Source organism: Streptomyces sp. NPDC054047 (assembly GCF_055585065.1).
Map to the genome: position 1 here is coordinate 281244 of NZ_JBVJKV010000011.1, position 12322 is coordinate 293565.

The 12322-nt window shown below is 70.6% G+C and carries 11 protein-coding genes; 9 read left to right on the top strand and 2 right to left on the bottom strand.

Translation table 11 applies throughout. The features are described from left to right. The first annotated feature begins 82 nt into the window (after positions 1 to 82). The 4 genes from ACZ6ZP_RS33595 (at position 83) to ACZ6ZP_RS33610 (ending at position 3883) form a co-directional block, all read left to right on the top strand. Complete coding sequence (locus ACZ6ZP_RS33595; protein WP_469409622.1) at positions 83 to 1081, top strand: sugar kinase; 999 nt, start codon at positions 83 to 85, stop codon at positions 1079 to 1081. Next, positions 1078 to 1836, top strand: a complete 759-nt coding sequence (locus tag ACZ6ZP_RS33600; RefSeq protein ID WP_351170511.1) for an IclR family transcriptional regulator — start codon at positions 1078 to 1080, stop codon at positions 1834 to 1836. Before ACZ6ZP_RS33595 ends, ACZ6ZP_RS33600 begins: the two co-directional genes overlap by 4 nt. Before the next feature lie 7 nt (positions 1837 to 1843). After that, on the top strand, positions 1844 to 2263 hold the full coding sequence (locus ACZ6ZP_RS33605; protein ID WP_351170509.1) for a RidA family protein: 420 nt from the start codon (positions 1844 to 1846) through the stop codon (positions 2261 to 2263). Between the two features lie 129 nt (positions 2264 to 2392). Next, a complete protein-coding gene (locus ACZ6ZP_RS33610) occupies positions 2393 to 3883 on the top strand; it encodes a GntP family permease (protein WP_351170506.1) in 1491 nt (496 codons plus the stop codon). Positions 3884 to 3947: 64 nt separating this feature from the next. Here the strand turns inward: ACZ6ZP_RS33610 and ACZ6ZP_RS33615 are convergent, their stop codons facing one another. Continuing rightward, the gene (locus tag ACZ6ZP_RS33615; protein WP_469409549.1) at positions 3948 to 5294 is read right to left on the bottom strand and encodes a M14 family metallopeptidase; all 1347 of its coding nucleotides are present in this window, start codon (positions 5292 to 5294) and stop codon (positions 3948 to 3950) included. Between the two features lie 148 nt (positions 5295 to 5442). Here ACZ6ZP_RS33615 and ACZ6ZP_RS33620 point away from each other — a divergent pair, with 148 nt between their 5' ends. Next, positions 5443 to 6774, top strand: a complete 1332-nt coding sequence (locus tag ACZ6ZP_RS33620) for an Nramp family divalent metal transporter (RefSeq protein WP_469409550.1) — start codon at positions 5443 to 5445, stop codon at positions 6772 to 6774. Positions 6775 to 6870: 96 nt separating this feature from the next. Here the strand turns inward: ACZ6ZP_RS33620 and ACZ6ZP_RS33625 are convergent, their stop codons facing one another. Continuing rightward, the gene (locus ACZ6ZP_RS33625) at positions 6871 to 7914 is read right to left on the bottom strand and encodes a chitinase (RefSeq protein WP_469409551.1); all 1044 of its coding nucleotides are present in this window, start codon (positions 7912 to 7914) and stop codon (positions 6871 to 6873) included. 208 nt (positions 7915 to 8122) lie between these two features. Between ACZ6ZP_RS33625 and ACZ6ZP_RS33630 the strand changes: the two genes are divergently transcribed. The 4 genes from ACZ6ZP_RS33630 to ACZ6ZP_RS33645 all read left to right on the top strand — a co-directional run bounded on the left by ACZ6ZP_RS33630 (position 8123) and on the right by ACZ6ZP_RS33645 (position 12313). Next, positions 8123 to 9040 (top strand): hypothetical protein, encoded by a 918-nt coding sequence (locus ACZ6ZP_RS33630; protein ID WP_351170497.1) that lies wholly within the window; start codon positions 8123 to 8125, stop codon positions 9038 to 9040. A gap of 111 nt (positions 9041 to 9151) precedes the next feature. Further along, positions 9152 to 9871 (top strand): Flp pilus assembly protein CpaB, encoded by a 720-nt coding sequence (gene cpaB / locus ACZ6ZP_RS33635; protein ID WP_351170494.1) that lies wholly within the window; start codon positions 9152 to 9154, stop codon positions 9869 to 9871. A gap of 331 nt (positions 9872 to 10202) precedes the next feature. Next, positions 10203 to 11816 (top strand): CpaE/TadZ family protein, encoded by a 1614-nt coding sequence (locus ACZ6ZP_RS33640; RefSeq protein WP_351170491.1) that lies wholly within the window; start codon positions 10203 to 10205, stop codon positions 11814 to 11816. A gap of 167 nt (positions 11817 to 11983) precedes the next feature. Next, positions 11984 to 12313, top strand: coding sequence for a TadE/TadG family type IV pilus assembly protein (locus tag ACZ6ZP_RS33645; protein WP_351170822.1), 330 nt, complete (start codon positions 11984 to 11986; stop codon positions 12311 to 12313). The last annotated feature ends 9 nt before the right edge of the window (positions 12314 to 12322 follow it).

Consider the following 12322-nt stretch of genomic DNA (forward strand, 5'->3'; position numbering starts at 1 on the left):
AGAGGCCGCAAACGCCGCGGAGCCCGCGCAGGCAGCAGAGGCCGCGCAGGCAGCAGTGGACGTCGTGGCGCTCGGCGAGTCCATGGTCACGTTCCTGCCCTCCCGCGCGGGCCGCCTCGCCGACGTGCCCTCCTTCGATCGCGGGATCGGCGGCGCCGAGTCGAACGTCGCCTGCGCGCTCGCCGCGGCCGGGCACCGCACCCGCTGGGTCAGCCGCGTCGGCGCCGACGGCTTCGGGGACCACCTCGTCGAGGCGATCGCCCGCTACGGCGTGGACACCCGCTGCGTCGGCCGCGACCCGCACCGCCCCACCGGCATCTACTTCCGCACCGCCGACGACCGCGACACCGACGCCCACGAGGTCCTCTACTACCGCGCGGGCTCCGCCGCGTCGGCGATGGCACCCCGCAGCGTGGACCGCGATGCCCTGGACGCCGGCCGCATCCTGCACCTCTCCGGCATCACGGCCGCCCTCTCCGCGGACTGCCTCGCCCTCCTGCGCGAGCTGACCGCCCCCCGGCCAGGACGCCCCCTGGTGTCGTTCGACGTCAACTACCGCCCCGGCCTGTGGAGCGGGGCTGCGGTCGAGGGACCCCGCGTCCTGCTCGACCTGGCCCGAGGCGCCGACCTCGTCTTCGTCGGCGAGGACGAGGCCGCCGACGCGTGGGGCGTCACCGGCGGCCCCGACGCCATCCGCGCCGCGCTCCCCGAGCCCGCGACCCTGGTCGTCAAGCAGGGCAGCCGCGGCGCCACCATCCATACCCACGGGGAGCCCGCCGTCTTCCAGGCCGCGCTCAAGGTCGACGTCGTCGCCCCCGTCGGCGCCGGCGACGCCTTCGCCGCCGGATTCCTCTCCGCCACCCTGCGCGGCCTGACCGCCGAGCAGCGCCTGCGCCACGGGCACCTCATGGCCGCCGCCGCGCTCACCGTCCCCGGCGACCTCGCCACGCCGCCCGCCCGGGCGCACACCGATCGTCTTGCCGCACTGGACGCCCACGCCTGGGGGACACTTCGTCTCGGCCCCGGCTGGACGGACGGCGTCCCCAGGAACACTGAGGCCAAGGAGGAGGCACGTACATGAGCCAGACCGTCGACCGCGCCCTGTCCATCCTGCCGCTGCTCGCCGAAGGCCCCGCCGACCTCGGCCAGGTCGCCGAGCGCCTCGAAGTGCACAAGTCCACCGCCCTGCGGCTCCTGCGCACGCTCCACGAACACGGCCTGGTCTACCGCCAGTCCGACCAGCGCTACCGCCTTGGCGCCCGCCTCTTCGCGCTCGCCCAGGAAGCCGTCGAGAACCTCGACGTGCGCGAGATCGCGCACCCCCACCTCCTCGCGCTCAACGAGAAGTGCGGCCACACGGTCCACCTCGCGGTCTACGAGGAGCAGGAAGTCCTCTACATCGACAAGGTCGAGAGCCGCTACCCGGTGCGGATGTACTCGCGCATCGGCAAGCCGGTGGCGATCACGGTCGCCGCCGTCGCCAAGCTGCTGCTCTCCGACCTTCCCGAGGCCGAGCGCCGCGCCATCGCGGAGAAGCTCGACTACCCCACGTACACGTCCCGTTCGACGCCCAACGCCGCCGCGTTCCTCAAGGAGCTCGGCGCCGTGCGCGAACAGGGATGGGCCACCGACCTCGGTGGCCACGAGGAGTCCATCAACTGCATCGGGGCCCCCATCCGCGGTGCGGACGGCCGGGTCGTCGCCGCCATGTCGGTCTCAGCGCCGAATGTCGTCGTCACCGCCGACGAACTCCTCACGCTGCTCCCGCTGGTGCGCCGTACGGCGGACGCCATCAGCCGGGAGTACTCCGGCAAGTCACCCCTCAAGGAAGCCTGAACGACCGATGACCGAGAACACCGTAAAAACAGCGCTCACCCCGGCCACCCACACCACCCCGCCCGCGAAGTTCTCCCACGGCGTCAAGAAGGGCAACATCCTTCAGGTCGCCGGTCAGGTCGGCTTCCTGCCCGCCGAGGAGGGCAAGGCCCCCACCCCCGCGGGCCCCACCCTGCGCGAGCAGACCCTCCAGACCTTCGCCAACGTCAAGGCGATCCTCGAAGAGGGCGGCGCGACCTGGGACGACGTGATGATGATGCGCGTCTACCTCACGGACGTGGACCACTTCGCCGAGATGAACGAGATCTACAACGCCTACTTCGAGGAGCAGGGTCTCAAGGCCCCCGCCTCGGCCCGCACCACGGTCTACGTGGGCCTGCCCAAGGGGCTGCTCATCGAGATCGACGCGCTCGCCGTCCTGAGCTGACGCAGCCCGTCCCCTGAACCACCCCCCGCAAGCCGCAAGTCGTCACGGCGCGGTGCCCAACTCCCCCCTTCGGGCGCCGCGCCGTGATCCCCCCTGCCCCGAAAGCCCCATGCACTTACGAGGTCAAAGATGTCCCCGTCCCCCTTCGCCGCGCTCGCGGCCGCCGCCCCCGCCGAGGCACCACCTCACACGGGCGGAATCCTCACCCTGATCGACGGCACCGCCGGTCTGCTGACCGTCGCCGCGCTCGGCATCGTGCTTCTCCTCTTCCTGATCATCAAGATCAGGCTGCAGCCCTTCGTGGCGCTGCTCGCGGTCTCCATAGTCGTCGGCCTCTCGGCCGGCCTCTCCGTCACCGAACTCTTCGGCACGGTGCAGAAGTCCGACGCGGTCTCCGTCATCGAGTCCGGCATGGGCGGCATCCTCGGCCATGTGGCGATCATCATCGGCCTCGGCACGATGCTCGGCGCGATCCTCGAGGTCTCGGGCGGCGCGGAGGTGCTGGCATCGCGCCTCCTCGGTCTCTTCGGTGAGAAGCGGGCGCCCCTCGCGATGGGCCTCACGGGCCTGATCTTCGGCATCCCGGTCTTCTTCGACGTCGGCATCTTCGTCCTCGCGCCGATCGTGTACGCCGCCGCCAAGCGCAGCGGCAAGTCGATCCTGCTCTACTGCCTGCCCCTGCTCGCGGGCCTGTCGATGACCCATGCGTTCCTGCCCCCGCACCCGGGCCCGGTGGCCGCGGCCGGTCTGCTGAAGGTGGACCTCGGCTGGGTCATCCTGATGGGCATCGTCTGCGGCATCCCGGCCGTCATCGCCGCCTGGGTCTACTCGGCCTGGATCGGCAAGCGCATCTTCGTGCCCGTCCCGCAGGACATGGTCGAGGCCGCCGAAGAGGCGAAGGCGGCGGTCGTCGCCGAGCAGCGTGCGGCAGGCGTCGAGCCGCGCGAGAAGCCGGTGCCCCTTGGCATGGTGTTCGCGATCATCGGAACGCCGCTGTTCCTGATCCTCCTCGCGACCTTCTCGTCGATCGCCTTCGACCCCTCGACCCTCCGTTCGGTGATCGAGTTCTTCGGCAGCCCCTTCGTCGCCCTGACGATCGCCCTGCTGATGGCGTACTACCTGCTCGGCATCCGCCGCGGCTGGTCGCGCAAGTCCCTCGAAACGGTGTCGACCTCCTCCCTGAAGCCGGTCGGCAACATCCTCCTGGTGGTCGGCGCCGGCGGCATCTTCGGCGCGGTCCTCAAGGCGAGCGGCGTGGCCAAGGCCCTCTCGGACACCTTCCAGGACGTCGGCCTGCCGATCATCGTCCTCGCCTACCTGCTCTCCCTGGTCCTGCGCGTCGCCCAGGGCTCGGCGACGGTGGCGATCGTGACGACGGCGGGCATCGTGGCCCCCCTCCTCGCCGAGGGCGACCACTCGCAGGCGTTCGTCGCCCTGGTCATCATGGCGATCTCGGCGGGCTCGATCTTCGCCTCGCACGTCAACGACGGCGGCTTCTGGATGGTGGCGAAGTACTTCGGCATCTCGGAGCGGGACACGCTCAAGACGTGGACGGTCCTGGAGTCGGTGCTCTCCCTGGCCGGATTCGCGGTCGCGGCCGTGGTGAGCCTGTTCGTCTAGCGGGCTTGTACGTTCATGGGGGCGCCCGGCGGATCGCCGGGCGCCCCTTGTCCGTCGTGCGGGCTCAACCCGTGCAGTACTGCTGCTCCTTGCCGATGGACCGGTACATGCAGTCCGAGTTCTCCATGAGCTGGAGCACCGCGTCCCTGTTGCGGTTGGTCTCCCGCTCGATCACCTCGTCGGGCGGGTAGAAGCCGCCGCCGCCCGCGGACGACGGGTACATCTCGAAGGTGTAGCTGAAGATCTTCTGGTTGCCCCACAGCCAGTCGTTGATCGACCCGTCCGTGATGTAGAGGTCACTGGACTGCTGCGGCGTGTAGCCGTTGCTCGCGGCCATCTTCCGGCCGATGGCGGCGTGCGCGTCGCGGTCGTCCTGGGTGAGGCCGGGGCCCGTGTCGCTGTACGTGTAGCCGTAGGGCCACAGGACCAGTTCGCTGTACGTGTGGAAGTCGATGGAGGCCTTGATCTGCTGCTTGCCGCCGACGATGCGGCTGCGCACGAAGTTGGAGACGACCTTCACCTCGGGCGCCGACTCGGCGCTCGGACCGCGGTAGGTCTCGGAGCCCGTGGAGCCGGACGAGCCGCCGCAGCAGCCCCACCGGTAGGCCCAGTTGCGGTTCAGGTCGGTGCCGACGTTCGACGAACCGCTGTTGGGCTGGCGGTTCTTGCGCCAGCTGCGGTAGGAGCCGGTCGCGATGTCGTACTCGCCGCCGTCCGGGTTCAGGTCCGGCACGATCCAGATCTCGCGCTCGTCGACCATCTTCTTGATGCGCGCGTCCGTGCCGTAGTCGTCGCCGAGTTCGCGCAGCAGGTAGAGCGCCATCTCGACGGTCAAGTGCTCGCGGGCGTGCTGGTGGTGGGTGAAGAGGACCTCGGGCTCGGCCTCGTCGGTGCCCACGTTGTCGCTGATCTTGATGGCGACGATGTCCCGGCCCGAGTAGGACTTGCCGATGACCCTCTTGCTCATCAGGGTCGGATGGGCCGCGATGCGCTGGTCGATCTCCGCGTTCATCTCCGCGTAGTTGTGGTACCTCGCGTCGGCGGGCGGGAAGTCCTTGGCCTCCACCGGTTCGCCGTTCGTACGCTTCGGGGGTCCGGCCAGGGCCTTGAGCTCGTAGCCCGCCGCCCGGAGCTTCGCCGCCTCGCGGCCGTCGGCCGAGACGACCACCGCGCGGGCGTCGACCTCGTCGATGGCGACGCCGGTGCGGGCGAGCGCGGTGCGCGCCCCCTTGTCGTCGCCGAGGGGGATCTCGTACTGGCGCGTTTCCTCGTCGGCCGCGGCCGCGGCTGCGGCGCGCGCGGTCCGGTCGGTGCTGTCCGGTGAGGCATTGGCGGTGATGGGCGCCGCCACGGCGAGGGCGAGAAGGACCGCGAGAGCAGCGGATCTTCTGCCGCGTATGCGAAGTCGCATGAAGTCTCCTGGGGGTGGGGGGGTGGTTCAGTGCGACGCGTGCGGTGCGGGTTGCGCGGCCCCATCGTCGGGGCATGGCATGCTCCGGTCAACGCTGTCTTCGGCCAACCCCTTGTGCCACGAGCCGCCATGCGGTTTCTTGATCGGCATGGCTGAAACGACAGGCAGCGACGCTGCCATGGGAGATGCGGCTCCCCAGCCCCGCAAGTCCAGCTGGAAATACATCGGCCCCGGCATCGTCGTCGCCGCGACCGGCGTCGGCGCGGGTGACCTCGTCGCGACGCTCATCGCGGGCAGCAACTTCGGCTACACCCTGCTCTGGGCCGCCGTGATCGGCTGCGTCGTCAAGATCTCGCTCGCCGAGGCGGCCGGGCGCTGGCACCTGGCGACCGGACGCACCCTCTTCGACGGCTGGGCCAGCCTCGGCCGCTGGACGACGTGGTTCTTCGTCGTCTACGTGGTGATCTGGGGGTACGTCTACGGGGCCGCGGCCATGTCGTCGTCGGGACTCCCGCTCCAGGCCCTCTTCCCGGACGTCATGGAGCTCAAGTGGTGGGGGATGCTCACCGGCATCGTCGGCCTGGTCTTCGTCTGGTTCAACAAGTACGCCGTCTTCGAGAAGGTCATGACGGTGCTCGTCGGCATCATGTTCGTCGTCACCGTCTATCTCGCCATCCGCGTCACCCCGCACCTCGGCGACGCCTTCGCGGGCCTGCTGCCGGTGCTGCCCGACGAGAAGGACTCCATCCTCAACACGCTCGGCCTGATCGGCGGTGTCGGCGGCACCATCACCCTGGCCGCCTACGGCTACTGGGTCAACGCGAAGGGCTGGACGAACACGAGCTGGATGAAGGTGATGCGGCTCGACAACCGCGTCGCGTACATCACCACCGGCATCTTCGTCGTCTCCATGCTCTTCGTCGGCGCCGAGCTGCTGCACTCCGCGAACGTCGCGATCGCCAGCGGTGACCAGGGCCTGGTGCAGCTCTCCGGCATCCTGGAGAAGGAGTACGGCGACGCCACCGCCAAGCTGTTCCTGATCGGCTTCTTCGCCACGTCCTTCACCTCGCTGATCGGCGTCTGGCACGGCGTGAGCCTGATGTTCGCCGACTTCGTGGAGCGCTATCGCAAGCAGCGGGCGGGCGCCGACTCGAAGGCCCTGACCGGCGAGGAGGTGGCCTCGGGGGCGCGCGAGAAGTCGGTGCCCTTCCGCGCGTACCTGCTGTGGCTGACCTTCCCGCCGATGATCCTGCTCTTCCAGGGGCAGCCGTTCCGCCTCATCATCCTCTACGGCGTGCTCGGCGCCGCCTTCATGCCGTTCCTGGCGCTGACCCTGGTCTGGCTGCTCAACTCCGCCCGTACGCCCAGTGAATGGCGCAACGGCTGGCTCAGCAACGGCATGCTGGCGATCGCCGGCCTGCTGTTCCTGGTCCTGTGCGTCAAGCAGATCACGGACCAGGACTGGAGCAGCTTCTTCTAGCGGACCGGACACGCAGGCCGCAGCGCCGCCGGGGGAGCGGCGGCGCTGCAGGTGTGAGGGGTGGCTACCCGGCCGGTGCGAGCCGGGTGCCGCCGGTTACGGCAGGCCGTGCACGTGCGCGCCCACCGCCTTGGACCAGGAACTGCCGTCCGCGGCGTCCCAGTTCGTCGACCAGGTCATCGCGCCCCGGATGTCGGGGTACGTCTTGGCCGGCTTGAAGGAGCCGCAGCCGGTGCCCTTCGCCAGGCAGTCCAGGGCCTGGTTCACGACGGACGGCGAGACGTAGCCGCCGCCCGCGGCCTTCGCCGACGCCGGGACGCCTATGCCGACCTGCGACGGGGCGAGGCCGCCCTCCAGCTGGATGCAGGCGAGCGCGGTGAGGAAGTCGACCGAGCCCTGGCTGTAGACCTTGCCGTCACAGCCCAGCATCGAACCGCTGTTGTAGTACTGCATGTTGACGACCGTGAGGATGTCCTTCACGGCGAGCGCCGTCTTGAAGTACTCGTTCGACGTCGACTGCATGTCGATCGTCTGCGGCGCCATGGTCAGCACGAACCCCGAACCGGCCTTCCCGGCAAGGGACTTCAACGCCTGGGACATATACGTCGAGTCGAGCCCGTTCTCCAGGTCGATGTCGACGCCGTCGAAGCCGTACTCCTGCATGAGCTTGTACGCCGAGTCCGCGAAGGCGGTCGCGGACGCGGAGTCGTTCACCGACACCGCGCCCTTCTCGCCGCCGACCGAGAGGATCACGGACTTCCCCGCCGCCTGCTTCGCCTTGATGTCGGCCTTGAACTGGTCGACGGTGTACCCGCCGAGCCCGGCCGAGTCGAGGATGAACGCCAGCTCGCCCGGCGTGCCGGTCGCGTCCGCGAACGAGACCGCGATGATGTCGTACTCGTCCTGTACGTCGCCCAGCTTCTGGACCGTGGCGCCGTTGTCGAAGTTCTGCCAGTAGCCGGTGACCGCGTGCTCGGGCACCGCGCGGGTGTCGGCGTCGGCGCTGTCGGCGCCGCCGGTGAGCAGGCCGGTGAGCGCCAGGGCGAGTGCCGTTGTCAGACCGATGACGGGCCCTGCCTTCCTGCGTGTCCTGCCACGTGCGTGATCCACTTCTGCCTCCGGTGGGGGGAGTTGGGGCATGCGGAGAGCTCTCGCTTGGGGGGTGCGACCTGGTCCAGTGGTCGTACAAGTTGGTCCAGACCAATTCAGTTGTCAAGACCTCTGACATCCCCCGGACCCCGGCAGTCCGGCCAACCTCAATGTGAACAGTGGGAAGTTGGGTGTTGAGGTGGCGCTGACCTGGATATGGTGCTGAGGCAGAAGTGCACGAAGACCGGGGGGTGTACGCATGCCGACCGCCATAGCCGTCACCGGACCCGACCTGGTGCTGCCGTCGCCCGACCGGCACACCCCGTCGGCGGCCGTCCTCCAGAGCGCCGTCCAGTCGCCGCGGACGTACTCCCTGGACCAGGCGCTCACCGAGATGCACACCCTCATCGAGCACCACGGCTATGTGATCGTCCTCTGCCCGGCGTCGGCGCCGCCCGCCGTCGTCCAGCGCATGTACGCGATCCGCTCCATCCTGGAGAGCGACCGCATCGCGATCCTCCGCCCCGACCTGCCGCCGCTCGGCCTCGCCGTCCTGGCGCTCCAGCTCCGCCAGCTGTCGATCTGCGACTTCAGCCCCGGCGTGCTCGCGTCGGCGGCCCGCCTCCTCTCCCACTACATCTACGCGGGCGCGCTGCTCGGCTCGGTGGCCAAGCTCGACCGGGTCCCTGTCACCCTCCAGTCGCACGCCAAGTCATGGGTGCCGGGCGCGCAGTTCGCCGTCCTCGCGACACCGCGACCCGAGCTGATCAAGGTGACGGGGGAAGCGACGCTCCCCGGCCCTGGATTCGGCACGAAGCTGCTGTACGCCACCGGGCAGCTGACGTCCGACTGGGTCACCGAGACGCTCGCTCCCGCGTGGCGCACCCAGGGGGTGGCTCAGGCGCGCCTGCCGGGGGAGTCCGCGCGGTGGTGGGCGACGGGCAAGCTGGTCGAGTTCGCCGCTGCGATCCCCGACATCTCCGTGCTCTACCAACTGGTCTCGTCCGTCCGGCGGGACGACTGCCACTGGTGCGGCCTCGAACTCATCGGCGACCGCTGCGGCTTCTGCGCCGCGCCGCTGCCGCCGCCCCCCGATCGCCCGGCGCCGGCCTCCACCGGCCGTGCTCCCGCCGGTCGCGCCTCCGCCGTACGCGCGCTGCCGCGAGGCGCGACGTAGGACCGGGCCCCACCGCGTACGACCCGTACGACCCGTATGACCCCGAACCGAACGCGCACGACACCGCTCACTGTCCGTAGCCATCCGCACTCGATCGAGGTACTCCGGTCCATGAACTCACGCCAGCGCCGCGGCGTCATCCTGCTGGTCCTGTCGGTCCTGGCCGCGTTCGGCGCGTTCGCGGGAGTGCTCTCGGTGATCCGGGACGTGAACTCGAAGGTGGGGCCCGAGGTGGCCGCGTACAAGCTCAAGGGGGACATCGCCCCCTACAAGGAGCTGAGCGCGGACCAGTTCGAGAAGGTGGAGATGCCGGAGCGGTGGCTCTCGAAGAACGCGGTCACCGATCTGCGCCAGGTCCGCGGGAAGATCGCGGTGACGGAGCTGCGGAAGGGCTCGCTGCTCCAGACGGACATGATCGTGAACCGGCCCGAACTGGAGCCGGGGCAGCAGGAGATCGCCATCATGATCGACGCGGCGACGGGCGTCGCGGGCAAGATCACGCCGGGCTCGACGGTGAACATCTACGCCACCTTCAAGGGCGAGACCGACAACGCCAAGGACCAGTCGAAGGTCATCGTCGAGTCCGCGAAGGTGATCGACGTCGGCAAGCTGACCGCCCTCGACCCGGACCAGGACGACCGCGCGGGCAGCAGCCGGCGTACGGCGACGGAGGCGGTGCCGATCACGTTCGCCCTGGACACGGCGGACGCGCAGCGCGTGGCGTACGCGGAGTCGTTCGCCACGCACGTCCGCCTGGCCCTGGTGGGCCAGGGCGGGGAGAGCGCCATCCCGCGGGGCGACCGGACGTACACACTCGACGAGGACAAGTAGGGGGCCTGCGGATGTGCTGCACGTCTGAACCGCCGCTTCTCGCTCCCGCTGCGGGCAGCTGTCGTAGGCCGCCGCTGCGCGGCGGATCGCTCGATCCGGTGGGTGCATGTTCTGAGCCGCCGCTGCGGGGCGGATCTCTCCCGCCCACCCACCCGTTCGCCCCGCGGTGCGGGGTGGGGCGGGAGGTGCTCTTGGGCTGGTCGCCGACGCGGGGCAATCGGGCGGGTGGGCGGGAAATGCCTGTTCGCCGACGCCCGCTGCGGGCTGCCGACGCACGGAACGTCCACTCCGCCGCCCGCGGCACCGCCCCCCTGCCGGGAGGCGATCGCGCATGACGACCCGCATCCTGCCCGCCGTAGGGGACATGGACGCAGCCCGCGCGCTCTCGACGCTCGTCGGGCAGTTGCCGGACGCCGAACCCGCCCTTCCCGTCGCCGACTCCACCGCCCTGCTCGACACCCTGGCGCGCCTCGCCGCCGAGTCCATCGACGAGCTGCCCGAAGTCGTCCTCATCCATGAGCGCATCGGGCCCGTCCCCGCCCTCGACCTGATCCGCGACCTCGTCCTGCGCTTCCCGGCGGTCGGCGTCGTCCTCATCACCGCCGACACCAGCCCCGCCCTCCTCACCGCCGCGATGGACTCCGGCGCGCGCGGCATCGTCGGCTTCCCGCTCGCCTACGACGCCCTCGCCGAGCGCGTGCACGCGGCGGCGGCATGGTCCGCCGGGATGCGCAGGCACCTGGGCAGCGCGGGCATCGAGCTCTACGCCGGGACGGGGGAGACCCCCGGCGGCGGGCACGTCGTCGCGGTGAGCGGGGCCAAGGGAGGCGTGGGGACCACCCTCGCCACCGTCCAACTCGCCCTCGCCGCCCGCGCCTCCGGCCGCAGCGTCGCCCTCCTCGACCTGGACCTGCAGTCCGGGGACGTCTCCTCCTACCTGGACGTCCAGTTCCGCCGCTCCATCGCCGACCTCGCGGCGATCACCGACATCACGCCCCGCGTACTCCAGGACGCCGTCTACACCCACGAGACCGGCATCGGCCTCCTCCTCGCCCCCGGCGAGGGCGAGCGCGGCGAGGAGATCACCGACCGGGTGGCCCGCCAGACGCTCGGCGCCCTGCGCAGCCGCTACGACGTCGTGCTCGTCGACTGCGGGACGTACGTCACCGGGGCGAGCGCCGCAGCCATCGAACTCGCCGACCAGGCGCTCCTCCTCGTCACCCCGGACGTCGTCTCCGTACGCGCCGCCAAGCGCATGGTGCGCCTGTGGGACCGCCTCCAGATCCGCAAGGCCGAGGAGACGCTGACGGTCGTCAACCGCAACGGCAAGGGCGCGGAGATCCAGCCCTCCCTGGTGGAGAGGGTGACGGGGACCCGGGTGGCCCGCACCACCGTGCCCGCCAACTTCAAGGAGCTTCAGGGCGCCGTCGACGCGGGCCGCATGCAGGACCTGGACAGCAAGTCGACGGTGAAGCAGGCCCTGTGGGCGCTCGCGGGCGAGCTGGGCCTGGTCGACCCGGAGGCGGCCGGGGCGAGCAAGCGGGGCGGCGCGCTGACGCTCCGGAAGCGGGTCGGCGGCGACCGGGGCGCGGTCACCCTGGAGTTCGCCGGGATGTTCCCCCTGCTGCTCGCCGTGATGGGCCTTCTGTGGCAGTGCGCGCTGTACGGCTACACGTTCTCCCTCGCGGGGAACGCCGCCGACGAGGCGGCGCGGGCCGCGACGGCCGCGTACGCGGTGGGCGAGGGCGGCGCGGCGGCGTGCGAGGCCGCGGCCAAGGAGCATCTGCCGTCGGCGTGGCAGGGCGCGGAGGTGTCCTGCACGGACGACGGGGCGGTGTGGAAGGCCCACGTGGACGCGGACGTCCCGCTCTTCTTCCCCGGGATCGACGCGGGGTGGAGTGTGAGCGGGGAGGCGGGCGCGGCGAAGGAGGGTGAGGACCAGTGACAGGGCTGACGGTCCAGCCCGCGACGGACGGCGCGCGTCGGTTCCGGCGAAGGAACCCTCGCCGGAGCGACCGCCGGAGCGACCGCTGGAGCGACCGCTGGAGCGACCGCTGGAGCGACCGCCGGAGCGTCCGCTGGAACCGTCGCCGGGACGACCGCGGCGTATCCATGCTCGAATTCGCCGGCTTCCTCCCCATCCTGCTCCTCATCGGTCTCGCCGCCATCCAGCTCGGCCTCGTCGGCTACGCCGTCAACCAAGCCGGTTCCGGCGCCCGCGCGGCAGCGCGCGTCGCATCCCAGGGGGAGGGCGGCGAAGCCGCGGGCCTGGCGGCGATGGACGGCAGCCTCGACGCCCAGGTCGCCCTCAGCGGGGGCGGCGACACGACGACGGCGGAGGTCACCGTCCAAGTCCCCACGCTCCTGCCGTTCGTGGACGCCGGCTGGTCCGTCACGAAGTCGGCCACCATGCCCAACGACGAAGACGAAGACGGGAGCTGAGAGAGAAAA